The organism is Streptomyces sp. NPDC005141 (assembly GCF_053599975.1).
Genome location: NZ_JBSFYW010000043.1, coordinates 54,533 through 77,653, shown reverse-complemented (window position 1 = coordinate 77,653; position 23,121 = coordinate 54,533). Strand labels below are relative to the sequence as shown.

The window sequence follows — 23,121 nt, the reverse complement described above, 5'->3', positions numbered from 1 at the left end:
CTAGTGCTGGATTCCTCTTTGGATGTACACATATCGGCGTCGTAGTTGGCGGGTGGGCGGGGCGGGTCGGCCCCAGATCCAGGGTCGGGCGCGGGAGTTGAGCTGTGTGGTGGCCAGGGCTGTGGCCTGGGTGATGTCGTCGGGGTTGGCGAAGGACCGCCCGGCCAGGGCGGTCTTGCGGAAGATCCGCCACCAGCCTTCCTGGAGGTTGAGCCAGCACGCGCCGACCGGGATGAACGCGTGGCGGATCCGGGGGTGGTCCTCCAGCCAGGTCCGGGTGGACAGGCTGTTGTGGGAGGACAGGTTGTCGGTGACGATCCAGATCTCACCGGTGGGGTTGGCGTCCTCGACCAGTTGCAGGAACTGCTGGTAGAAGACGCTGTTGCGGGAGGAAGCGGCCATGGTGATCTGCTGGCCGTCCCGGACACGCAAGCCGCCGTATATCCAGGTTTTCTCGGGTCCGCGGCTGTAGTCGAGTTCCGCCTTGATCCGGTGGCCGTCGGGTGACCAGGCGGGTGCGGGCGGGAAGGTCCGGGGGATCACCGGCCCCAGTTCGTCGGCGCAGATCACCGTCGCGTCGTCGGGCGGCTGGGTGTAGAGGCCGATGATCCGTGTCCTTTTGGGACGAAGTCCGGGTCCTTCGACCGCATCCAGGACCGGGTGCGGCGCCAGCGCACGCCCTCGGCGAGCAGGATGCGGCGCACCTGCGATCGGCCCACCTCGATCCCCTCGGCCCGCGCCTGCGCGGCCAGAGAATCCAGTGTCCACTCGGCCGGCCCGGACTCGTCGAAGGCCCACAGTTCCCCGACGGGCTCCCACCGCAGCCGCCCCGGCGGCACGGTCTTGACCAGGGAAATGACCCGGGACCGCTCCTGCTCGGTGATCCGCCGCTTGCGGCCCTGCCCACCCAGATCATCGAGTCCCTGCAGACCTGATCGGTTGAAGCGGTGCAGCCAGCAGCGGACCGTTTTCTGGCTGCAGTCCAGCTCCACCGCGATCGCCGGCACCCGCAGCCCCGACCAGCTCAGCTCGATCATCCGGGCCCGCATCACCACATCCCGCGGAGCCTTCCGCGCCCGCGACAACCGGCGCACGACAGCCCGCTCGTCCTCGTCACGCTCCGGCCGTGCCCATAAAACCATCGCCCAGCACCCGCCCCCGAGCACCCTCAACTACCCCGCCACCAGGACATATACCCAGCTAAAGAGGAATCCAGCACTAGGGGCCCAGCGTCTGTGACCTCGATGCGGAGGCCGCGACGGCCGCCGACCATGGGCATCGACAGCCGCAGCACTGCTGGGGGCAGTGCGTGGGCGATCGCGTTGGTGATCAGTTCAGAGATCACCAGGAGGGCGTCGTCGGCTGTCTCCGTGGGCAGGGCCCAGTGGGCCAGGACCGTGCGTGCGCGGCGGCGCACGGCGCAGACGCTCTCGGGGATGTGCGGCAGCGGGCAGATGTGCTCCGTCCGCGGGGGTAGGTCCACGTCGGTGTCGGACGTGGGCATGGCCGGGGTGGTCATCCTCGGCCACCTCCACTCGTCTCGGATCCTCATGGCGGAATCGGCGGCTGGCCGGGCTCCGGGTTATTCGGCGGTGGCGAGGATGTCGGTCAATGTCTTGACGGCCTGTTTTGCGTCGGGGCCTTCGGCACGGACTGTCACGGTGCTGCCGGCTGTGGCGCCCAGCCCCATAACGGCGAGAACGCCGGTCGGGTTGACTGTCCGGCCGCTGTGCTCCAGCTGTATGGCACTGGTGAATCGGGCTGCGGCGCGGGCGAGTTGGCCTGCTGGACGGGCGTGCAGGTTGGCGGGCAGGATGATGGAGGTTACGTGACTCGCCGTGGTTGTGGTGGCGGTCGTGGCGGTGGCGTCAGAGCTTGGGGACATTGCGGGCCTCCTTGGCGGTGTTGGCGACGGTCTTCATGTCGGCGCCGGATGCGGCGGTGACGACGGCTGCGACGGCTCCTTCGACGAAGGGCGCGTCGACGATGGTGACGTCGGTGCGGGGATGGTCTTCCAGCACGGTGCGGGCGGTGAGGACGGAGCTGCCGAGATCGGGAAGCACGACGACGCCGGCTCCGCGGTCGGCGTGCCGGATCGCGGCGAGGACGAGGTCGTAGCTGGTGCCGATCCGGCCGTCGGCGGTTCCTCCGGCGGTGGCGACGGGGACTGTGTCGGAGCCGATCTGCTCCACCAGCAGGCGAAGGCCTGCGGCGAGCTCGGCGCTGTGGGACACGAGTACGATGCCGACAAGGTTGCTCATGAACAACCACGCTATATCTCGGAACATTGTTCATCAATACTGAACGAGGAGAATTCTTCGATGGTGCAAGCGGTGCATCGGGCGGTGCAGATCTTGCGGGAGCTCGCATCCACTGGGCCCCGGCTGGGTGTGACCGAGCTGGCCGACCGCTTGGGCGTGGCCAAGCCCACCGTCCATGCGCTGCTGCGCACACTGGAGCGCGAGGGGCTGGTGGTGCAGGACCGGGACAGCTCCAAGTACCAGCTCGGCCCGGACCTGGTACAGCTGGGCAACGCCTACTTGGACACCCAGGAGCTGCGGACCCGCTCACTGACCTGGGCGGACCAGCTCGCCACCCGGGCGAACGAGGCGGTGTGGGTGGCCGTGCTCACCGGCGACCATGTCTTGGTGGTGCACCACGCCTTCCGGCCGGAGGGTGCCGTGCAGATCCTCGAGGTGGGAGCCAGCATCCCGTGGAGCACCTGCGCCCTGGGCAAGGCCATCGCGGCGTTCGCCCCGGCGTCCGAGCGCGAGCGGCTGCTCCTGGGCGACCCGGCAGTGCTCACCGGCGCCAGCATCACCGACCGGGAGGAGCTGGCCGGCCAGCTGAAGGAGATTCTCAGGACGGGGTACGCGATCGAGGACCAGGAATCCGCCATCGGGGACGCGGGCATCGCATCCCCTGTCTTCGACCGTTCCGGCGAGGTGGTCGGCGCCATCGGCATTGTCGGCGCTGTCGAGCGCCTACTGGCCGAATCGGCACGCCAGGAGCTGGCCGTCGCGGTCCGGGAGACCGCCCGCAACCTCTCCCGCGACCTGGGTGCCCCCCGCGGGGTCGCCCGCATCGCAAGCACCTGATCCGCCCGCTGCGCACCCACGAGCAGCCCTGCAGCGGTTGCCCGCCTTCCCGCTCCCCGGCACCTGTACCCAGGCCCCACGGCACGCCGCCGTGGGGCCTTTCCCGTGTCCGCAGGCCCGCCCAAGAGTCGCCGAACCTCTTGACAGGCCTGAAACACGGGCCTAACTTCCGGAACAACGTTCATCCATAGTGAACGTCTTGCCGGATTTCGCTGGTTATCCGGTTCCCCTGAGCCGGCCGCCAGGTGCCCGACCCCTGACCACCTGGCGGCCACCTCCCTTCATAGCCCGCTCCGCGCGGAGGAGGTGAGACGCCCAAGCTGCCGCTCGGCGCTGGGCGCCATCATGGAAGAAAACTCTTACTCACAGAAGCTTGTGGCCGAGATGCTGGGCACCGCGGTGCTGGTGTTCATCGGTGTCGGTTCGGTCCCCGCAACGCTCATCGTCGGCGGCGACGCCCCCTTCACCATGGCGCAACTGGGAATGATCTCGCTGGCCTTCGCCACCGCTGTCATCGCCATGGTCTATGCGATCGGCCATATCTCGGGCTGCCAGATCAACCCGGCCATCACCCTGGCGCTGGCCGCCACGAAGAAGATGCCCTGGCGGGACGTCCCCGGCTACATCGCGGCCCAGGTGGCCGGTGCGGTGCTGGGGGCGCTCGCGATCGTCGGGGTGCTGGGGAAGAAGGCGGTCGATGTCGGCCTCGGTATCGCCGCCTACGGCACCGGTGTCGGCGCCGGCCAGGCCTTCTTGGCCGAAGCCATCGGCACGTTCATCCTCGCGTTCGTTGTCTTCGGGGCCATCGACCGGCGTGCGGCCGGCGGCTTCGCGGGCCTGGCCATCGGCCTCGGCGTGTTCGCGATCATCATTCCTGTGGCGCCCGCCACCGCGGCGTCCATCAACCCGGCCAGGACGCTCGGCCCGATGATCACCGGCGAGCTCTTCAACGGCACGGTCCACTGGGATCAGCTGCCCGTCTACCTGGCCGCCGAGGTGATCGGCGCCCTCGCCGCCGGCGTCCTCTACACCGCCCTCAACGCCCACCGCACAGCAGCTGCCACAACCGCAGCCGCAAACCAGGTGGCCGAGCCCGCCACTGCCGAAGGAGCCCTGTCATGAAGAAGCTCATCAACGCTCCCGACTCGGTTCTCGACGAGGCCCTGGCGGGTATTGCCGCCGCCCACCGGGATCTGAGGGTCGACGCGGAGAACAAGGTGATCACCCGGCGCGGCGGCGCCGGACCGGACAAGGTCGCTCTCATCTCCGGCGGCGGTTCCGGGCACGAGCCGCTGCACGGCGGCTTCGTGGGACTCGGCATGCTGGACGCCGCCTGTCCCGGGGAGGTGTTCACCTCGCCCGTCCCGGGCCAGATGCTGGCCGCAGCCCAGGCCGTCAACGGCGGCTCCGGCGTGCTGTTCATCGTGAAGAACTACACCGGCGACGTCCTCAACTTCCAGATGGCCGCCGAACTGGCCACCGAGGAAGGCATCACGGTGGAGACGGTGCTGGTCGACGACGATGTGGCCGTCCAGGATTCCACCTGGACCGCCGGGCGCCGGGGTACCGGAGCCACCGTCTTCGTCGAGAAGATCGCCGGCGCTCTCGCCGAGAAGGGCGCCGATCTCGCCGCGGTGGCGCAGATGGGTAAGCGGGTCAACGCCGCCTCCCGGTCCTTCGCTGTGGCGCTGACCGCCTGTACCACCCCCGCCTCGGGCAAGCCAGGCTTCGACCTGCCCGAGGACGAAATGGAAGTCGGCGTAGGCATCCATGGCGAACCCGGACGCAGGAGGGAAAAGCTCCGTCCGGCCAAGGAGATCGTGGCCACCGCCCTGGATGCGATCCTCGCCGACCAGCCGCTCATCGCGGGGGACGAGACCATCGTCATGGTCAACGGCCTGGGTGGCACACCGCTTATCGAATTGTATGTGGTCTTCAACGACGTCGCGGCCGCCCTGGCGGACAAGGGCGTCGTCATCGCCCGCAACCTCGTCGGGAACTACGTGACCAGCCTGGACATGGCTGGTGTTTCCATCACCGTGTGCAAGGCCGATGCCGACATGCTGTCCCTGTGGGACGCACCCGTGAACACCCCAGCCCTGCGCTGGGGCGCCTGAACCGAGCCGGGGGCGGGGCCGCGCCATACGCGAGGGCCGGGCGGGAGTCTTCCCGATCCAGCTCACCTGACCGCCCCTCCCGCATCCGCCCCCGCCCCCGGCTCGCCCAACCGTGAACCCGCCACGCACCAACCATGAACGGAGATTCCGTGGACATCGACCTCGCCCGCACGTGGGTGCAGGCCATCGCCGCCGCTGTCGACAAGCACAAGGACCACCTCACCCAGCTCGACTCGGCGATCGGTGACGCCGACCACGGCGTCAACATGAAACGCGGCTTCTCCGCCGTCACCACGGCCCTGGCCGACTCCAAGCCGGACACCGTCGGGGCCGTGCTGGTCAAGACGGGCACCACCCTCATTTCGAGCGTCGGGGGCGCCTCCGGCCCGCTCTACGGCGGCGCCTTCCGCGCCATGGGCAAGGCCCTTGACGCACCCGCCACCGACGCGCAGCAGTTCGCCACCGCACTCGCCGCCGGCCTGGAGAGTGTCCAGAAGCTCGGCGCGGCCGCACCCGGCGACAAGACCATGATCGACGCCTACGCTCCCGCGCTGGCCGCCTTCCAGCAGCACGCAGGCGCCGGAGCCGACTTCGCGGCCGCGGCCCTGGCCGCCGCCGACGCTGCCGAGGAGGGCATGCGCGCGACCACCCCGATGCAGGCACGCAAGGGCCGTGCCTCCTACCTCGGCGCCCGCAGCATCGGCCACCAGGACCCGGGAGCCACCTCCACCGCCCTGATCTTCCGCGCACTCGCCGAGACGATGGTGGCCCGATGACCAACCGCCACACCTACGCCGGTCATACCGCCGCACCTGGCATAGCCCTGGGATTCCTGCACCGCACCGACCACTCGCCCAGCAGAACCGCGCTCCCCCACCGCACCAGTGGCGACGCCGCACGGCAGATCACCGACGCCTTCGACGCCGTCGCCACCCGCCTGCTCGAGCTGTCCACCTCGCTGCGTGAACGGGGCAACGACGAAGAGGCCGACATCATGGAGGTCAACAGCTACATCGCGCAGGACCATGACCTGCGCGAACAGGCGATCAGGCGAGCGCGCCAGGGGCAGCCGGTACCCGTAGCTGTCCGGCAGGCCATCGACACCTACGCCCGGACCATCGCCACCCTGGACGACCCTACCCTCGCCGAACGCGCGGCAGACGTACGGCAGGTCGGCCGCCGCGTCCTGGCCCACCTGCACGGCGACACGAACCTCGCACCTGAGCAGCCCCTCGTCTTGGTCGCCCACGAGATCGGCGCGGCGGACCTGCTGGAACCTGGCCAGACAGTGACCGCCGCCATCTCCGTCACCGGCGGCCCCAACTCCCACGCCGCGATCGTCGCCCGCTCTCAGGGCATCCCCCTCCTGCTGGCCGTCGACCCCGCCCTGCTCGACCTGCCGGACGGGCAGGAAATCCTCGTCGACACCGACCAGGCCAGCGCCGTCGCCCACCCCGACGACGACGAACGCACCAGAGCCCTGCACGCCATGGACGCCGCCCGCACCCGCCGCCTCGCCCTCGCCGAAGAGCGCCACCTGCCCGCCCAGACACTGGACCACCACCACGTGGTGCTGCGGGCCAACGTGGCGACCCCCTCCGAGGCCCGAGCGGCTCTGGCCGCCAACGCCGACGGCGTCGGCCTGCTCCGCACCGAGCTGCCCTTCCTCAACCATCCCGCCTGGCCCACCCGCAACCAGCACGCGGCCACCCTCGTCCCGGTGCTGCGCGCACTCTCCGGACGGACCGTCACCGCCCGCACCCTCGACTTTGCTGACGACAAACTCCCGCCGTTCCTCGCCAGAGCCCGCCAGGGCCAGCGGCTGGGCCGCGGCCTGCCCCTCATGCTCGCCCAACCCGATGCTTTCGCCGATCAGTTCCGCAGCCTGCTCAGCGCCGGAGCCGACACAGACCTGCGCATCATGATCCCCATGGTCGCCGGCATCGACGAACTGCGCGCCTGCCGAAGCCTTCTCCAGGCCGCAGCCGACGAAGCCAGTGTCGCGCCCCCGCCCCTGGGCATCATGGTGGAACTCCCCGAAGCCGTCGCTGCTGCCGACGACCTCGCCCGCGAAGCCGCCTTCCTCTCCATCGGCAGCAACGACCTCACCTGCCAGATCCTGGGCCTGGACCGGCGCGACCCCACCGCCACCCCCGCCCTGGCGGCACACCCCGCCGTCCTCAACGCCATCGCCCAAGTCGTCACGGCAGCACACCGCCACCACCGTCAGGTCTCCGTCTGCGGCGACGCCGCCGCACACCCCCTCGTCACGCCCCTCCTCATCGGCCTCGGTTGCGACAGCCTCTCCGTGGCACCAGCCGCCCTCGACGAAGTACGCGCCCGCATCCGCCGCCTGCGCCGTGATACCTGCGCCTCCCTGGCGGCCGTCGCCCTCACGCGCGAAAGCCCCGAAGAGGTCTGGCGGCTCGTCGAGCAGTGTTGCCGGCCGTCACTGCCCTGACCTGAGCCGCGCACATGGCGCGATCAGTCGAGCGTGGGCAGGTCCGACCTGACCGGCCCATCCAAGGACTTGCGTGACACGCAAGGTGATGCCCTGACAAATCCCACTGATCCATACCATTTTGATTGATTTCTGCTGATGTTCTTATTCGGTCGAGAAGGGGCCTGAATCGTGAAGAAGCTCATCAACTCGCCCGATGAGGTGCTCGCCGATGCTCTCGTCGGCGTGGCCGCCGCGCACCCCTCACTGACGGTCAACACGTTCGATCGCTACATCATCCGCGCGGGCGGGCCGACCGCTGGGAAGGTCGGTCTGGTGTCGGGTGGCGGGTCCGGACACGAGCCTCTGCACAGCGGGTTCGTCGGGTGCGGGATGCTGGATGCGGCCTGTCCTGGTGAAGTGTTCACATCTCCCGTGCCGGACCAGATCCTCGCCGCTACGCGGGCCGTTGACGGCGGGGCGGGGGTGCTGCACATCGTGAAGAACTACACCGGCGACGTGTTGAACTTCCAGATGGCCGCCGACTTGGCCGCCGACGAAGGCGTGCGGGTGGAGGGCATCGTGGTCAACGACGATGTCGCCGTGGAGAACAGCACGTGGACGGCGGGCCGACGGGGTACCGGGGCGACCGTGTTCGTGGAGAAGATCGTCGGTGCGGCTGCCGAGCTTGGCGCGGACCTGGCCTCGGCTGCGGCTTGGGGCCGGGAGGTCAACCACCGGTCCCGTTCGTTCGGGGTGGCGCTCACGGCGTGCACGGTTCCCGCCTCGGGCAAGCCCGGTTTCGAGCTGGGCGAGGACGAGATCGAGCTGGGCGTCGGCATCCACGGCGAGCCCGGTCGCGCCCGCGGCGGACTCGTCTCCGCCAAGGAGATCGTCGGTGTCGCGTTGGACGCCATCCACGCCGACATGCCGCTCTCAGGCGAAGTGCTCGTGATGGTCAACGGCCTGGGTGGCACCCCGCTTCTTGAGCTGTACGTGGTGTATGCCGCGGTTGCCGAGTGGCTCGCCGACCATGGCGTGTGGATCACCCGCAACCTGGTCGGCAACTACATCACCAGCCTGGAGATGGCCGGTTGCACGATCACGGTGTGCCGGCTCACGCCGCAGCTCGCCCATCTGTGGGACGCCCCCGTCGAGACCCCTGCCCTGCGCTGGGGACGCTGAACAGCCTCGGACACCGCGACGGAACCCACGAGGGAGAAGGACGACGATGGACGCGAGCATGTTCCGGGCCTGGATCCATGAGGCGGCCCGATTGGTGGTCGATAACACCGATCATCTGACCCGCCTCGACTCCGCTGTCGGCGACGCCGACCACGGCATCAACATGCGCCGTGGCCTGCAGGCGGCGGTGGCAATGCTGGACGAAATCAACCCGTCCACCCCCGGTGCGGTGCTCGCCACCGTCGGCCGGGCACTGATCAGCAAGACCGGCGGCGCCTCGGGACCGCTGTACGGCACCGGTTTCCGGCAGGCCGCAAGGACCCTGGGCGAGGAACCCGACGTGTCTGCGGCACAACTTGGGGCGGCCTTGGCGGCTGCCCTCGCGGGCATCCAGCGGATCGGCGCGGCGCTCGAGGGCGACAAGACGATGATCGACGCCCTCGGCCCGGCCGTGACCGCCTACCAGGCCGTCATCGACGCCGGCGGCGACCTGAGCAACGCCACCCGCGCGGCGTTCGACGCCGCCGTGTGGGGCCTGAAACAGACCGTCGCCATGCAGGCCCGGAAGGGCCGCGCAAGCTATCTCGGCGCCCGCACCATCGGTCACGAGGACCCCGGCGCGGCGTCAACCGTGCTCATTCTGTCCGCCCTTGCGACCGTCACCGCGGCAAGCGGGCGGGGGAGCGAGCGGCCAGGGGCAGGGGCGGCGTCATGAGGGTGGTGTCCGGCCGGTGGGCCGGCACGGGGGTGGACCCCGGCACGGCCCTCGCGGCGTCGAGGCGGGTCGAGCGACCGCGACCCGGCGGTCCTTGGTCCCCGACCGCCGGGTCACCGCTCGTACACGGCGATGGGGGCGTGCCGCAGCGGCTCCGGATCGGCCAGGATCTTGCCGGTCGGCCGCTGGGCCGTCGCGGACAGCCACCCCTCCTGCCTGTCCGGCCGGCCCAAGACGCCGAGCGCAGCCTCGCCGTCAGTCGGCCAAGCTCGTCGGCCACTTCGCCGGTGACGCCGGGCTCCACCAGCCGAGGGGCACAGACGACGGACGGCCGGGCACGAGTGCCCAGCGGATCGGCGCAGCGACCGCCGCCGGCGAAGTGGTTGCCATCCCGAAAGGCCCTGAGACCGACGCGTAGTCGGCTCCCCCAGGCACCTGCCAAAGGAGGGACGAGGGGACCTCGTTCAGCGACGTCACGACAAGCGCACTCGCGCGATGAGAGGAGCGTCCGCGATGCGCGCACGAGCCCCTGAATCGCGCACGTCCAACAGCGAGGAGAAGGTGCGAGGGCAGGTGCACACACGACCCGTGGTGGACAGCCGCGACACGGAACCGGTGCAGACACCTCCGGCGAGAGGCAACGCTACCGACAACGGCACTTCCGAGCAGGGCAATACCGATCTGGGCCCCGTGCCCGCAGGTGGAGGGTGTCGGCCGCGCCCAGGCAGCAACCAGAAGGCGTTCGCACCGAGTAACTGGAGTGTGCGCACCCAGCTGCTGGCTTTGGTGCTCATCCCGATCATCACCGCACTGGTGCTCGGCGGCCTGCGGATCACATCGGCCGTGCAGAACGCACAGGACATCACCAACGTCCGTCAGCTCGTCCGTCTCGTCGACAAGAGCACGGGACTGTTGAAAGAACTGGAGGACGAACGCGACCTCACCGCGCTCCACGTTGCGGGCGGGCGTACGGGCGACACGAGCCAGCTGGACACCCAGCGCTCCCAGGTAGACGCGGCGCTCGCCCGGGTTCGTACCGAGGTCGCCCATGTCCGCCGCGGGACGAACCCCGTCCTGGCCACCCGGCTCGCGGTGCTCGACGCCTTTGGCGGGAAGGTGGTGTCACTGCGCGACACGGTAGCCCGCTCGAAAATGCGCTTGCTTTCCGTGGTCAACGCATACACGGAGTTGATCGCCAAGCTCACCGACGCCCTTGACCTTCTCACGCCGGACATCGCCCACCAGACCCTTGCTGTGAGGGCCGGTGCGCTCGGAACCTTCGCACAGGCTACAGAGGCAGCCTCCCGGCAACGCGCGCTGCTCGGCGGGGTGCTGACCCAGGGACACTTCGATTCGAGCGAGGCCCAGGGCCTGACCCTCGCCAGCAGGCAGCAACAGGCGTTGATCGGCGAGTTCCGGTCCGGTGCGCAGCCAGCCCAGCGTCAGTTCTACGAGCGAACCGTCACCGAAAGGGACGTCAACAAGGTCGAGATGCTCCAGAAGCAGGTGCTCGCCCGGCATGGCACCAGCCGCCTCCGCCTTGACTCCGGCGAGTGGTTCGAAACCATGACGAGCAAGCTCGAGCTGATGCGTCTGGTCGACAAGCGGCTCGTCGGATCGCTCGAAGTCGAGAGCTCGCGCGAGCTGCACCAAGCCGAGCGCTCAGTGTTCATCACCTCGCTCGTCGTGCTGTTGATCCTCCTGCTCACGTTCGGTGTGACGCACGTCGTCGTGCAGTCGATTGTTGGCCCGCTGCACACCCTGCGCGACTCCGCGCTCGATATCACAGAACGCCGCCTGCCTGAAGTGGTCCGGATATTGCGGGGCTCCAGCGACGCACAACTGGAGGCCATCACGTTCGAGCCCACGGGCATCAACTCGACCGACGAGATTGGCGGTGTCGCCCACGCGTTCGACGACGTCCATCGCGACTCCGTACGGCTGGCGTTCGAGCAAGCTCAGCTGCGAGTCCGCATCAACGCGATGTTCGTCGACCTCTCGCAGCGCAGCCAGAGCCTTGTGGAACGGCAACTGGAGCTCATCGACCATCTGGAGAACGGCGAGCAGGACCCCGACCTGCTCGCCAGCCTCTTCAAGCTCGACCACCTGGCCACCCGCATGCGCCGCAATGGTGAGAACCTACTCGTCCTCGCGGGCGAGGAGGCGGGCCGCCGCTGGACCGCTCCAGTCCGGCTCGTGGATGTCCTCCGGGCCGCCGCCAGTGAGGTCGAGCAGTACCAGCGTGTGCAGCTACGTGGACTGGTGACCGCGGACGTCGACGGCCGGGCAGTGAACGACATCGTTCACGTCATCGCGGAGCTGCTGGAGAACGCGGCCACGTTCTCCTCGCCGGACACCGAGGTGCTCGTCACGAGCCAGCTGCTGTCCGGCGGCGGCGCAAAGGTCGAAATCCAGGACAGCGGCATCGGCATGACCGCAAAGAACCTTAAGGAGGCCAACGACAGGCTCCTGAACCCGCCAGTCGTCGACGTCTCGGTGGCGCGGCGCATGGGTATGTTCGTCGTCGGCCAGCTCTCCGGCCGCCACGGCATCCGCGTCCAGCTCCGCAGATCATCCCACCGCGGCATCACAGCAGTGGTCACGCTGCCCCAGAAGGTGGTCCGGGAACACGGAGATCACATGGATCCTCCCGGACTGAAAGCCAGGTACAACTCGGAAGGACGCCTCACTGGCTGGCGCAACTACGACACGCCCGAGCAACTCAACGACAGCGCGCTGGCCAAAGGCGTGTACCGGACACGCCGTCACGGCGCCCGCTCGGTCAGGAAGGAGTAGGCACGATCGCGACTCCCTCCGCGCCATGGGGATCCCCCGGACGGAGTCCGGAGGAGCCTGGGTCGGGATCCCACCACCGAGAACGACCCACAGCCGCGGCTCCCCGAGGACGCCCGCAAGCGGCTGCTCGACCTCGCCCGGCACTAGTTCGAGACGGGCCAGGAGAAGGAACTCCGCCGCCGCACGGGAGCCTCGGGCCCGGTCGTCCGGCGTCTTGTCACGGAAGAGCACACAGAGGTCGAGGAGGTCTCCCTCGGCGGGCTCACGGTCCGGGCCGGCCACAGCGGCATCCTCACGTTGCTGGAGTGGAGATTCGGCATCCTCCCGCCCGTGGCGGAGCTGGTGGCACGCGCCGTCCCGTACTCGGACGGTCTGCACATCAACTGGACCGAGGCCCGCTTCGTCCTTGGCGATCGTCGAGGGCCGCAGGTCTGGTCCGAGCTGAAGGCTCTGCAGCACCACCCCGGCCCCGTCCACCGCCTCTTCCTCGCCGACGTCGTGTGGTCCCGGAACTCCATGACGTGGTTCAACGACCGCCAGGACGTCGCCCAGGACGCAGACTTCCTCACCGCCTGGGTGCTGGACGAACCGGACGGCATCGTGCTCGCCAGGGTCTTGGAGGTCTACGCCGACCAGGAGCACCCCGAACAGGAGACCATCGGTCTGCGATACGCCGATCACCCTGACCCTCGCGTGCCCAGCCGGGTATCCAGCCTGATCCCGCGAGAGACGCCGCCCACCGAAGCTGCCACCATCACCCTGCTCGCCCTGTCGCGCGATCCCGACGTTCGATGCTCCATCGCCGGCAGCGGCCTCACCTCAAAGTTCCGCGAGGCCCTGCTGACCCTCATCCGGGACACCGACTCCGACGTCCGGGCCTGTGCCGCCATCTCCCTCGGCAACTCCGACGACCGGACGGCCGCCGTCACGGACGCGCTCGTTGCCCTGCTGGACGAGGAGAACCAGCTCCTGCGTCTGGAGATCTACGCCCTAGCTCGCCGCGACGATCCGCGCACCAAGCACGCCTGGGAATGCGTCGGTCGGCGAGCTTCCCCCAGGCTTCGGCGAGATCGGCCCACACCAAGAGGACCACCGCATGCTCGCCTACCGGCATTACCAATCGGGCAACCGACCAACCGAACTCAACAGTCCAACCAGCTGAGCACCCCGGTCTTCGGGGGACGCCGATCTCGGGGAGAGGGTCCCATCCCGGGCGAGGGATTGGACCCTCTAGCCGTGCCGCGGCGTGTGTGGGTCGAATGGGTCAGCGTCGTAGGCACTGACTTGCCGACTTCGCGGTGGGGGCGCCCCGGACCGCAGCGGGCAGGGGCGGTGTGCCGGGCCGCCACACCATCGACCGGCTTTTGGACCACGGCCAGCGCTACGCGGCGCGGTCACATGGGTGAGGGCCCGAGACCGGGCGCGGGTCGGGCCCTCACACCGCGCGCTTCCGAAGGGGCGAAGCCGGAGTTCCTGCGCGCGATACCTCTTGTAACGATCTTCGGTCTGACGGGCACGACCGCCGCGATTTCAGCGCCAGCGAAGTCCTGCGGGCCATGACGTAGCTCGGCTTCACCTGCCGCACCCTTCCCAAGACCGCACCCGTACGCATCCTCAGCTCACTCCAACATGCATCCGCGATGCTCGGCACTCCGTGTCCGTCTGACCGCGGGGAGACAGCGCGAGCGGCACCTGGACAGCAGTGTGGGCCCGTCGGGCGCGCGCCGGACGGGCCCACACTGCCTGCAGGGGGTTCTTGCCGCCCGCAGTGGTCGCTCAGTGGTCGAAATAGCTGAAGTCGCCCATGGTCCAGGCGCTGACGTCACTGATCGCGACGCGGTACATCCCGCCCGTCTCCGGGATCCCGACCGTGCCCTGCAGGATCCGGGCGACATGGAAGTGCAGATGCGTGGGCGGTCCCTCCTTCTTCGCGGGGGTGTCGAAGACGGCGGAGAACTCACCCAATTGGGCAGAATCCGTCAGCACATCCGACACCCTCTGCCTCCACACCGCTTCGGGAGCCAGCCGACCGGTGATGACAGCACCACCGGCGACCACGGTCAGGGACATCTGGTTGCTCTGCCCGGACTCCACCAGGGCGGTGACGTCAACGAGCAGCTCGTCAGGCTTGGACATGGGGAAGATTGTATTTACTGCTCACCCGGCCCTTGACCGGTGGCGACTGCGGGCGCGAAAGGCGTTCATGGACTGGCGCGGAAGGCCGGAGGGTGACCGGGGTGGCGCGTTACGAGGCGAGCAAACAGGGTCAGCCGAAGCTGGCACTGCCGCCGTTCACGCAAGAAGATCAGCGGTCACAAACGCCATCTCGCGGTCGGCATCCGCGGGGTGCCGCTGATGGTGATGGTCGCCCCGGCCGCCTGCACGACTCCCACGCGGTGGAGGCACGCTGGTGAACTGGGCAGAGAGGCATCTGGAAGGGGCAGATCGTGAACGAACAGCTCGTCTGCCGCAAGGACAGGATCTGCAGTGGGCGAGCCGCGCGCGGCAGCTGCACTGTTGGCTGGCCTGCGAAGGGCGGGGAAGTCGCTCGCTGTCCTGGCTCGACGTGCCGCAGCTGGACTTGCCCTCGTGGACCCAGGGGATCTCTGTCCGAGTTCGAGGCGACCGAGCGCAACTGTCGCGTCGCTGAGGACGTCATCGTTAACACCTGCGGGACGAGAGGGAGACAAGGTTGGCAAATCCCCGTCGGCGGTTGCGGGTGCGCAGCGTGACGCCGCGTCCGCCCTTACGCCGTCGTGCGCCCCGGCGCCGCTCGACCGGTCTGCTCGGCTTCATTACGCGTCCCTTCTCCGGAATACGTGGTTGGTACCAAGTCGCGGATCTCGGAAAGCACACGGCCGTCCTGGCCGCCGTCGTCGCGGCCGCCAGTCTGGCCATATCTGCCTGGGGTACCTGGAAGTCGGCACAGGTTGCCGATGATCAGCTGGCCCAATCAAGCCAACAGCGCGACGAAGAGACGCGACTGCAGGCCTCGCGTATCACAGTCTGGGCCGAGAAGAACACGCTCGTGATCTCGAACCGGTCTCCCGACGCGGCGGGCGGCTGGGCAAACGTCGTGTACCTCGAACAGGACCCGGGACATGGCGTCACGAAGGACTGGATCGGAATGCTGCCGCCGTGCAAGCGGATCGAAATCCCCATGAGCGAGTTCGATGCCAGGCCGTACGACAAGGACGGCGACGGCAATGTGCGGCATCGCGTCGTAACTGGGCTGACAATTCGAGACGCCACAGGCCACATGTGGGTACGTCAGTCGAGGGGAACGCTGAGTCGGCTGGGCTCCGCCGTAGTCGAGGACCGCGGGGTCTTCGTGTCCACGATCGGCTCGATACTCAGTGCCCCTCACGTGCGGATTGTCGATCTTCAGGATTGCAACCCGTAGGTTGGTGCGCCGCTATGTCCGCCGCCCTATCCGGGCGCCCCGGACGGACGAGCGTCCGGTGCGCTCGGGGGCTTCCTTGTGCTGGCCGTCGCGGCGCGACAGCAGGGCACCGTCTGCGGTCCGATCGAATACGGCATCGTCCGCGCCACCGTCACCGCACCGGGCCACGTGACTGGTCGCTTCCTCACCATCCCGGCGCACTTCATGGCGCGCCGCACCGGCGGATCGGGGCCCCAGTTCGACGCCGCACTCGGGCAGAGCCTCACCGACACCACAGTCCCGCTGGCGGCCCTGCTGGGGCGGCTCAAGTTCCCCTCGTCGGTGGCCTTGCCCGGCTGCACGTCCTGCAGCTGGCGGACGCAGGACGGAGATCTTGATGCCGCCGGACTATGGACCCTCGGCGGCTCCAAACGCCATTTCCGGCGTTGACCGCGAAGCGGACGCCGCGTCCCCAGCTGCGGGTTCGACGTCCGGCGCCATTGAGTGCGCAAGCCGCGCCTGTGCACTCGTGGCGTCGTCCGCGCTGCTGCGCAGCCACGCGCCAGGAACAGCTGTGCGTCTCCGGCGGGGTCGGTGCTCTGCGCAGCGACGCGCGCCGGGGCCGGGCTTGGGGTGTGGCCTGCAGTGTGGTCGGGTCTGAGGTGATGGCGACGCACAGGCGGTCGGCCTGGCCGCGATGGCGGTCCAGGCCGCGAGGCGGGAAAGCTGTACCCGACGCCGCATCCTCTCCAGCGCAACGCCCGCGGCCACGGGGCCGGCGGTTGGGCCATCGGATGCCAGCTTTTCAGGCGGAATGCTCAAACTCCCTGTTCAGAACGACTGTTGATGACCTAGGGCAAACCCACCGACCCCGACGACCCCACCACCAACCACCCGACCCCGACCATAGCCACGATGAAGACAAGAGCCCCATGGTCGGCCCGACCACAGACCCCACCACGGCCGGCGCCGCCCCAGGCGAGACCCCCGGGCGGCAAACGCCACGCACGAGACGGTCACCAGGCCGAGAGCGCCACAGATCGGATTGCCACAGCCGTTGCGCAACGAAGGGGCCGAGCTAAATGCGCACGGGCGTCCACTCGGTGCGCAGCAGCTGCGCACCGCCGCACGTGCGCACTGCCGTCGCGCTGCTCAGACAGGCCGCGCAATGCGGTGAGGGCACCCTGCGCACTCGCGGCCGACCCGACCATGAGCCCGACCACGGACCCGACCCTCGCCTGTTGCCAGACCGCGACCGGTGGCCCGTACCGCATCATCCTCCTCAAGGGACAGGGGCGGGGTGTCGTCGCCTTCTTCCCCCGTGGCCCGTTGTACCGCAGGGGAGAAGGCGCTCCACGAGTTTCCGCGCCGGTCTCCGCCGCGGCGTGAACCTCCCGGATCTGTGCCACCGCCGGCTGCTCGCCGAACCCAGGCGATCTGCTCTCCTGCCCCACCCCGCGAACGGCGACGACCGATGGGGCAGGTGGCGCCGAACTGCGTGGCCGAATGGAGTCGCCGAGCACGTCGGCACCGCGGAGAAGTCTCCACTTCTCGTACAACCGTTCCCCCGCCCGGCGGGTCGTACTTGGCATCAGAACTCCTCGGAGGGGGATCCGGGGATACCGTGGGGTTCTGATACGGAGGGGGAAGCCGAGGAGCCGGGTCGACAGATCGGGTTCCTCGAGGTTCGTGCCCCCTGCGCGGGCCGCGCACAGCCCCAGGCTTCCGGCCTTCGCCTGGGCGACAGTGACGTGTCCGCAGTGACAGACGGAAGAAGCAGCCGGTACCTGCGCAGTCCCCGTGACGGCGCAGGTACCGGGCTCCTCCCTGCGCCTGCTGCCCCGGGGGAAGCGGAGCCAGAGCCGACCGGCAGCTAGATCAGGACGACTGCCGAATCGGGGGACCGTTCTTGCTGCGTATCCACTTCACGTCCGAAGACCTGACCCGCATCCAGGTGGCGAGCACACCCGACCCGCTGTGGGAGATCACCTTCAGCCTCCAGCGGCTCCAGACCTCGCAGGGCCGCTGGGCCTACGCCGACTGGCACCGCAGCACCCGCGCCACGCTCGCCGGCACCCGGCTCGGCGCCGCCGTGCGCCGGATGCTTACCCCGATACTGCCCAGGGCCCCCTACCTGCCCGACTTCCTCACGCCGCAGGAGTCCGCGGACGGACTGGAGCCGGGGCTCAGGGCGATCCTGGACACCCCGCCCGCCCGCGTCACCCACGAGATGGACCTGCTGGCCCGGATCAGCGGCGCCCCCGACTGGGCGCCCAGGCTGGCGGAACGCGACAGCCGGGACGAACTGGTCCAGGTCCTGCGGGCCTACCACGACGCCGTCGTAGCACCGCACTATGACCGCATGTGCGAGTCGCTCGCCGGCGAACGCGGCCTGCTCGCCCGCGCGACCCTCGACAGCGGCGTCGGCGGACTGCTCGCCGGCCTCTCACCCGCCATGCACTGGCGCCCCCCGGTGCTGCACGTCGACTATGTCGAGGACCGCGACCTGCGCCTCGAAGGACGCGGACTGCGCCTGGTGCCCTCCCATTTCTGCTGGCAGTTACCGATGTCCCTGGCCGACAGCACCATGCGGCCGGTGCTGGTCTACCCCGTCCACGGCGCCCGCCTTCCCGAGCGCGCCCGCCCCGACGTCGCCCTGGGCGCTCTGCTGGGCAGAACTCGAGCCATCGCGCTGCGCGCACTCGCCCTCGGCGCGACGACCTCGGAGCTCGCCCGCACGCTGGGTGTGTCTCCCGCGACGGCCACGCACCACACGACGGTGCTGCGCGACGCCGGACTGATCACGAGCCGGCGCGTGCAGAACACTGTCCTGCACGTCCTCACGCCCCTCGGGGCGACGATGCTCCGCAGGCCCGCACCAGGGGCCTGCACGGCGACGTCCCGTCAACGGTAAGCACCTCGCCGACGGTCCCACGGTATCCGCTGCCTCAATGGCCCCAGCCGTCATCACAGCCCCACTGGAATAGGGCATTCCACCGCATGGCACGGCACTTTCGACCGTGTTCGAAGGTCGTGGTGCGGGCGGGACCCGCGATGCGACTGTTTCCCGCGGCACCACACGGGCCGGCGAACGCCGACAGCCCGACCACGACCGAATCAGGGGAGACAGACATGCTGAAGAGGCCAGGTTTCAACCGGACCGTCGCCGCCGGAGCACTCGCGCTCGTCACCGCCGCGACCGGTGTGGCCCTCGCCCCCGTCGCGTCCGCCGCCCCGCAGGCCTGCACCGGCTCGTCGCTGACCACCGGCGCACGCGACTCGGTCGGCACGGTCCGCAACAAGTCCGCCAGCAGCACCTGCGGCGACCTCAACCTGACCTACTCCTACAACAGCACGTCCGCGATCTACGACTTCTACGCGGGCCGCCTGCGCCGCTCCAACGGCACCTGGTTCACCTGCTCCGCAGGATACGTCTACGCCGAGGACGGCTACCACAGCATCAACGACGACGACTTCTGGCTGTGCACCGACGTCGGCGACAACACACCGTTCACCGTAGCCAGCTGGTACGGCGGCGGCGACACCGTCACGATCACCCACTGACCGCGACCCCGAATTTCCGGGTGCCGCCGGTGCACAGCGGCCGGCGGCACCCGGGCCGGTCCCAGGAAGGACGGACGTGACCCGCAAGACCCTCGCGCGCACCGCCGCCGTCGCGGCCACCTTGCTGCTCACCGCCGCGTGCAGCACGGCCGTCGGTGCGTCCGGCGAACAGCAGCCCACCCCGGCGTCCGGGCGCCTGACCCACGCCCTGCCGGACGACCCGGCGCGCATGGCCCTGCCCGCGACCGGTGCCGAGACCCGGTGGACCCAGGGACTGAACGTCTTCGGACAACAGGTGGCCCGGGCTGCCGCCGCCGAGTGTGCCCGGGAGAGCGGATTCGGCCTGACCGAGGAAGTCCCTCTGGCGTTCATCCCGTTCGGCGACCTGCCCGACCTCGACTTCCTCGGGCGATACGGGTTCGGGCACAGCGCCGAGGTGCCCGCCGCCGCGGCAGAGCCCGCCCCGGCCCGGTCCGGCAGCGCCGCCGAGATCCGCCGCTGCCGCAGGGCGGGGGCGGCCGCCGCCGAGCAGGTGACGAAGGTCTACCAGCCGCTGCAGATGGCGTGGTTCGGCGCGCTGGCCACTGCGGCGAAGCGGGACTCCGCAGCCACCCGGGCCCTGCGCGACCTGCCCGGCTGCCTCGCCGAACAGGGCTACGCCGCCGCTGACCAGAAGGCCTTCTTCGCGCTCGCCGACCGCCGCCTGATGAACGCCCCTGCCACCGACCTCGCCCGCGTGAACAGCGAACTCGGCCACGCCTACGCCACCTGCATGCGCCCCGTCGAGGCCATCCGCGAACCGGCCCGCCGGCACCTGCGGGAACGCTTCCTTGCCGACCACGCCGAGGGAATCCGTGACCTGCGCGCCGCCCTCGTCCCGGCCCTCCACCGCGCCGGGAAACGCTACGGCGTGCGTCTCACCTTCCCGGCACCGTGACCCGGAGCACCCGAGCACCCGAGCACCCGAGCAGCCGACGGGCCGCGCGCAGCCCTGCATGCGGGCCAGCAGCGGCCCGGCTCAACGCCGTGACCTGGGGAATTACGGCCTCTGTCGGGGATCCTGTGATGTCGCAGGATCCGGCATAGGGGATCACCCACCCCTGAACCGGCCGGGCAGGTCCTTCCGTACCGTACCGACCACTTACCTTGGTGCCATGGGAGAGTCGAACGCGAGGGGGCGGGTCGCGTTGAGGCACGAGGACGTCCACGCCGGTGAGCAGGTTAACCGCGCGCGGTGCCTGCCCGAGCCGTGGATGTGCGATGTCTTCCATCTCGATGGCGGCCTGAGGGACATTCGGGTCCTCGACGTGACCCGCGTCGAGTGGATCGCGGTCCTCGATCGCCTGCGTGTAGTAGCCGACGAGACCGAAGTAGAGCACCCCTACCCCCGGCTCGATCCCGTGCGTCCGGCCTTCCCCGACCTCTTCCGCGTCTGGGCAGACGAGCCGGAGGGCCAGGGGACGAGTTTCGCCTTCCGGGCCCGCTTCGGCGCCGTGTGGTTCTTCGCCCTGCCCTGCGACGAGGAGGAGATCGAGTTTTCCGTCTGGCCCGAGGACGTCCTCGACGGGGCGGCGGTGGCCGCCGTGCTGCGGTTCCTGGTCGAGGTCGCGACGGCCAGTCAACGACGGGCCCTGCTGACCGGCGAGGTCGTCCGGTATGACCCGGGGATGCCGACGCTGATCTCCCACGACCCTGTTACCGGCCTCACTTCCCACATGCGGCCCGGCGGGTCAGGCGCGGATGCAGCCGGTCCCACACCTGCGCGGTCGCCTTCCCATAGAGCCGGGTGTCCGTAGCTCGATCTCGGTCGGCGCCTGCGGAACTGTGGCTCCCGTTCTGAGCAGTCAGGGGAGGGTACGGCCAGGGGGATGGCAGGCCTCTGCTGCGGGTCGGCAAAGGTGGTTGCCTCGGTGTGGCATGCGCCGCGTTGGGCTACGACGTGGCGAGGCGTGCCATGACAGCGTCGAGGGTGAGGTCGAGGGTGAACGCGAACTCGGCGTCGCTGTCGAAGCGCGCAAGGTCGGCAGCGGCTTCGGCGAGCCGCGGGAGACCTGACTGCTCCAGCGCGGCCTGGCGCTGTGCGATGCCGGGAGCGTCAGTCATGCCGTAGGTAGGCCCCGCATGCACCTCCCGGAGCAGAGTGCCGATCAGTGTGGCGACCAGGCTGCGCAGTATCGGGACGGCGTCGTGTCGCGGGCAGCCTGCGTTGTGCAGCACGGTCAGGACTGCGTCGACCGGGGCGAGTCCCTCGAACGAGGCGAGTTGGCGGGTGAGTACGAGCGGTGCGGCCTGGGGGTGGGCCAGAGCGCGGTCGCGGAACGCGTGGGCGATGGCCAGCAGGTCGCCGCGCACGTCGCCGGTGAGTTCGGGCAGGCGCATCGACCCGAGGATCTGCTCGGCCACCGCGTCGAGAAGGCCGTCCTTGCCTCCGACGTGGTTGTAGAGGCTCTTCGGGTCGACGCCGAGGATTCCGGCGACAGCGCGCATGGAGACCGCGTCAATGCCGTCGAGGTCGATGACCTTCAGGGTGGCGGTGACGATCGCGTCGCGGGTCAGCTGCGGCGCCCCCTTGGGGGGACGGCCCCGTCGGGGCTCTCGTGTCGCGGTCATGACCTCATGATGCCCCCCATTGCATTAATCCACAACGTGGGTATATTGAGATCTCGATGAATACCCACGCCGTGGGTAAAAGAGGGGATCGGCGATGCAGTTTCCGTGGGGTTCTGTCGACGTGGCCGACCTGCCGACGATCGGGGTCGGCGTCGACACCTTGTCCGACCTGTCGAGGTCGGACGAACCGCCGGGCGTCCGGCTGCGGACGGCCCGTGCCCAAGCCAGGGCGTTTCGTGGCGAGTTCGCCCTGACGGGCATGCCGGACAGCATCGTCACGTGCGATCTGGTCACGTTGCCGTACCCCACACGGTTCGGCCTGTTTCGCGCATCGCGTGCCATCGCCCCGTTCCTGTCGATCACCAACCGCATGCTGGTGATCCGATGGCACGAGAGCGACGGGCGCCCGCGGGTGCTGCTCTTCGAGCCGAGTGACGTCGAACTGGGCCGCTACACCCCGTACTTCGACAACCTCACCCAGAAGACGCCGGGCGTCCTCCAGCGACAGATGGTCCGCGAGCACGGCACCGTGCTCGGGCACCTCGCGCGCCTCGGCATCCAGCCGGGCGACGTCGACTACCTGATGTTCGATCACCTGCACACCCAGGACCTGCGCCGCTGGGTCGGCACGACCGCCCACCAGGAAGACCTCGACGCACACCCGCAGGCCGCGTTTCCCAGAGCCAAGGTCATCGTCCAGCGCGACGAGCTGTCCGGTATGGCGGAGCTGCACCCGCTGCAGAAGCCCTGGTACCAGCCGGCCTCCTACCGCGACGTCCCGCCCGAGGCATTCCTGCCGATCAGCGGTTCGGTCGTCCTCGGCCCGGGCGTGGCCGTGATCAAGACACCGGGGCACGTCTTCGGCAATCAGAGTCTCGTCGTCAACACCTCGACCGGCATCTGGGTCAGCAGCGAGAACGTCATCGCCGCCGAAGCCCTCGCCCCCGAGCACTCTGGACTGCCTGGCATCGCCAAGTGGGCGCGGCAGTGGCAGCAGGAGGTGGTGCTCAACGCCAACACGGTCGAGACGACCGCCGATCAGTACAACTCGATCGTCCTGGAGAAGACATTGGCCGACCGCAGCCAGGCCGACTCCCGGTTCGTGCAGTTCTTCCCCTCCAGTGAGCTGACCGGTGCCTGGACGAACCCCGGCACCACCCCCACATTCAGCCACCGCCACATCACCCACGGCATCCAGCCGGCTTGAGGAGGCA

General features: G+C 69.3%; 23 protein-coding genes and 1 pseudogene. 17 read left to right on the top strand and 7 right to left on the bottom strand.

What is annotated here, in order from left to right; all coding sequences use genetic code 11:
* The 5 genes from ACWD68_RS28755 to dhaM form a co-directional block, all read right to left on the bottom strand.
* Positions 1 to 570 (bottom strand): transposase, encoded by a 570-nt coding sequence (locus tag ACWD68_RS28755; protein ID WP_451809363.1) that lies wholly within the window; start codon positions 568 to 570, stop codon positions 1 to 3.
* Positions 567 to 1,142, bottom strand: a complete 576-nt coding sequence (locus tag ACWD68_RS28750) for a helix-turn-helix domain-containing protein (protein WP_451809362.1) — start codon at positions 1,140 to 1,142, stop codon at positions 567 to 569. The genes ACWD68_RS28755 and ACWD68_RS28750 overlap by 4 nt, the downstream gene beginning before the upstream one ends.
* Positions 1,143 to 1,168: 26 nt before the next feature.
* The gene (locus ACWD68_RS28745; protein WP_451809361.1) at positions 1,169 to 1,519 is read right to left on the bottom strand and encodes an ATP-binding protein; all 351 of its coding nucleotides are present in this window, start codon (positions 1,517 to 1,519) and stop codon (positions 1,169 to 1,171) included.
* Positions 1,520 to 1,582: 63 nt separating this feature from the next.
* Positions 1,583 to 1,885: an HPr family phosphocarrier protein gene (locus tag ACWD68_RS28740; protein ID WP_451809360.1), complete on the bottom strand. Its 303-nt coding sequence runs from the start codon at positions 1,883 to 1,885 to the stop codon at positions 1,583 to 1,585.
* A complete protein-coding gene (dhaM, locus tag ACWD68_RS28735) occupies positions 1,869 to 2,261 on the bottom strand; it encodes a dihydroxyacetone kinase phosphoryl donor subunit DhaM (RefSeq protein WP_451809359.1) in 393 nt (130 codons plus the stop codon). Before dhaM ends, ACWD68_RS28740 begins: the two co-directional genes overlap by 17 nt.
* A gap of 60 nt (positions 2,262 to 2,321) precedes the next feature.
* Here dhaM and ACWD68_RS28730 point away from each other — a divergent pair, with 60 nt between their 5' ends.
* The 10 genes and pseudogenes from ACWD68_RS28730 to ACWD68_RS28685 form a co-directional block, all read left to right on the top strand.
* The gene (locus ACWD68_RS28730) at positions 2,322 to 3,098 is read left to right on the top strand and encodes an IclR family transcriptional regulator (RefSeq protein WP_451809358.1); all 777 of its coding nucleotides are present in this window, start codon (positions 2,322 to 2,324) and stop codon (positions 3,096 to 3,098) included.
* 345 nt (positions 3,099 to 3,443) lie between these two features.
* Positions 3,444 to 4,220 carry an MIP/aquaporin family protein gene (locus tag ACWD68_RS28725; protein WP_451809365.1) on the top strand — a complete coding sequence of 259 codons (777 nt, stop codon included), beginning with the start codon at positions 3,444 to 3,446 and terminating at the stop codon, positions 4,218 to 4,220.
* Positions 4,217 to 5,215 (top strand): dihydroxyacetone kinase subunit DhaK, encoded by a 999-nt coding sequence (gene dhaK / locus ACWD68_RS28720; protein ID WP_451809357.1) that lies wholly within the window; start codon positions 4,217 to 4,219, stop codon positions 5,213 to 5,215. Before ACWD68_RS28725 ends, dhaK (ACWD68_RS28720) begins: the two co-directional genes overlap by 4 nt.
* Before the next feature lie 134 nt (positions 5,216 to 5,349).
* Entirely contained in the window at positions 5,350 to 5,991 is a 642-nt protein-coding gene (gene dhaL / locus ACWD68_RS28715; protein ID WP_451809356.1) for a dihydroxyacetone kinase subunit DhaL, read from the top strand.
* Positions 5,988 to 7,676: a phosphoenolpyruvate--protein phosphotransferase gene (locus ACWD68_RS28710; protein WP_451809355.1), complete on the top strand. Its 1,689-nt coding sequence runs from the start codon at positions 5,988 to 5,990 to the stop codon at positions 7,674 to 7,676. The genes dhaL (ACWD68_RS28715) and ACWD68_RS28710 overlap by 4 nt, the downstream gene beginning before the upstream one ends.
* A 171-nt stretch (positions 7,677 to 7,847) precedes the next feature.
* Positions 7,848 to 8,840, top strand: coding sequence for a dihydroxyacetone kinase subunit DhaK (gene dhaK, locus ACWD68_RS28705; protein WP_451809354.1), 993 nt, complete (start codon positions 7,848 to 7,850; stop codon positions 8,838 to 8,840).
* Between the two features lie 46 nt (positions 8,841 to 8,886).
* Complete coding sequence (gene dhaL / locus ACWD68_RS28700; protein ID WP_451809353.1) at positions 8,887 to 9,555, top strand: dihydroxyacetone kinase subunit DhaL; 669 nt, start codon at positions 8,887 to 8,889, stop codon at positions 9,553 to 9,555.
* A 513-nt stretch (positions 9,556 to 10,068) separates the two neighbouring features.
* Positions 10,069 to 12,351, top strand: a complete 2,283-nt coding sequence (locus ACWD68_RS28695; protein ID WP_451809352.1) for a sensor histidine kinase — start codon at positions 10,069 to 10,071, stop codon at positions 12,349 to 12,351.
* Between the two features lie 330 nt (positions 12,352 to 12,681).
* Positions 12,682 to 13,911: a hypothetical protein gene (locus ACWD68_RS28690; RefSeq protein WP_451809351.1), complete on the top strand. Its 1,230-nt coding sequence runs from the start codon at positions 12,682 to 12,684 to the stop codon at positions 13,909 to 13,911.
* Positions 13,869 to 14,006 (top strand): annotated as a pseudogene (locus tag ACWD68_RS28685) (SCO5918 family protein); the annotation flags it as partial. The gene ACWD68_RS28690 and the pseudogene ACWD68_RS28685, both read left to right, overlap by 43 nt.
* 121 nt (positions 14,007 to 14,127) lie before the next feature.
* Here the strand turns inward: ACWD68_RS28685 and ACWD68_RS28680 are convergent.
* Positions 14,128 to 14,487 carry a hypothetical protein gene (locus ACWD68_RS28680; protein ID WP_451809350.1) on the bottom strand — a complete coding sequence of 120 codons (360 nt, stop codon included), beginning with the start codon at positions 14,485 to 14,487 and terminating at the stop codon, positions 14,128 to 14,130.
* Between the two features lie 592 nt (positions 14,488 to 15,079).
* On the opposite strand from ACWD68_RS28680, the gene ACWD68_RS28675 reads away from it, so the two are divergent.
* From ACWD68_RS28675 to ACWD68_RS28650, 6 genes are all read left to right on the top strand, one after another.
* Positions 15,080 to 15,754: a hypothetical protein gene (locus ACWD68_RS28675; protein ID WP_451809349.1), complete on the top strand. Its 675-nt coding sequence runs from the start codon at positions 15,080 to 15,082 to the stop codon at positions 15,752 to 15,754.
* A gap of 78 nt (positions 15,755 to 15,832) precedes the next feature.
* A complete protein-coding gene (locus tag ACWD68_RS28670; protein ID WP_451809348.1) occupies positions 15,833 to 16,183 on the top strand; it encodes a hypothetical protein in 351 nt (116 codons plus the stop codon).
* A 1,459-nt stretch (positions 16,184 to 17,642) separates the two neighbouring features.
* Complete coding sequence (locus ACWD68_RS28665; protein WP_451809347.1) at positions 17,643 to 18,647, top strand: DUF5937 family protein; 1,005 nt, start codon at positions 17,643 to 17,645, stop codon at positions 18,645 to 18,647.
* A 218-nt stretch (positions 18,648 to 18,865) separates the two neighbouring features.
* Positions 18,866 to 19,297 carry a hypothetical protein gene (locus ACWD68_RS28660; RefSeq protein WP_451809346.1) on the top strand — a complete coding sequence of 144 codons (432 nt, stop codon included), beginning with the start codon at positions 18,866 to 18,868 and terminating at the stop codon, positions 19,295 to 19,297.
* 76 nt (positions 19,298 to 19,373) lie between these two features.
* The gene (locus tag ACWD68_RS28655) at positions 19,374 to 20,234 is read left to right on the top strand and encodes a hypothetical protein (RefSeq protein ID WP_451809345.1); all 861 of its coding nucleotides are present in this window, start codon (positions 19,374 to 19,376) and stop codon (positions 20,232 to 20,234) included.
* 217 nt (positions 20,235 to 20,451) lie between these two features.
* Entirely contained in the window at positions 20,452 to 21,093 is a 642-nt protein-coding gene (locus ACWD68_RS28650; protein WP_451809344.1) for a hypothetical protein, read from the top strand.
* Positions 21,094 to 21,229: 136 nt separating this feature from the next.
* Here ACWD68_RS28650 and ACWD68_RS28645 read toward each other — a convergent pair whose 3' ends face one another.
* Positions 21,230 to 21,907: a TetR/AcrR family transcriptional regulator gene (locus ACWD68_RS28645; RefSeq protein WP_451809343.1), complete on the bottom strand. Its 678-nt coding sequence runs from the start codon at positions 21,905 to 21,907 to the stop codon at positions 21,230 to 21,232.
* Between the two features lie 94 nt (positions 21,908 to 22,001).
* Here ACWD68_RS28645 and ACWD68_RS28640 point away from each other — a divergent pair, with 94 nt between their 5' ends.
* Positions 22,002 to 23,114 (top strand): hypothetical protein, encoded by a 1,113-nt coding sequence (locus ACWD68_RS28640; protein WP_451809342.1) that lies wholly within the window; start codon positions 22,002 to 22,004, stop codon positions 23,112 to 23,114.
* The last annotated feature ends 7 nt before the right edge of the window (positions 23,115 to 23,121 follow it).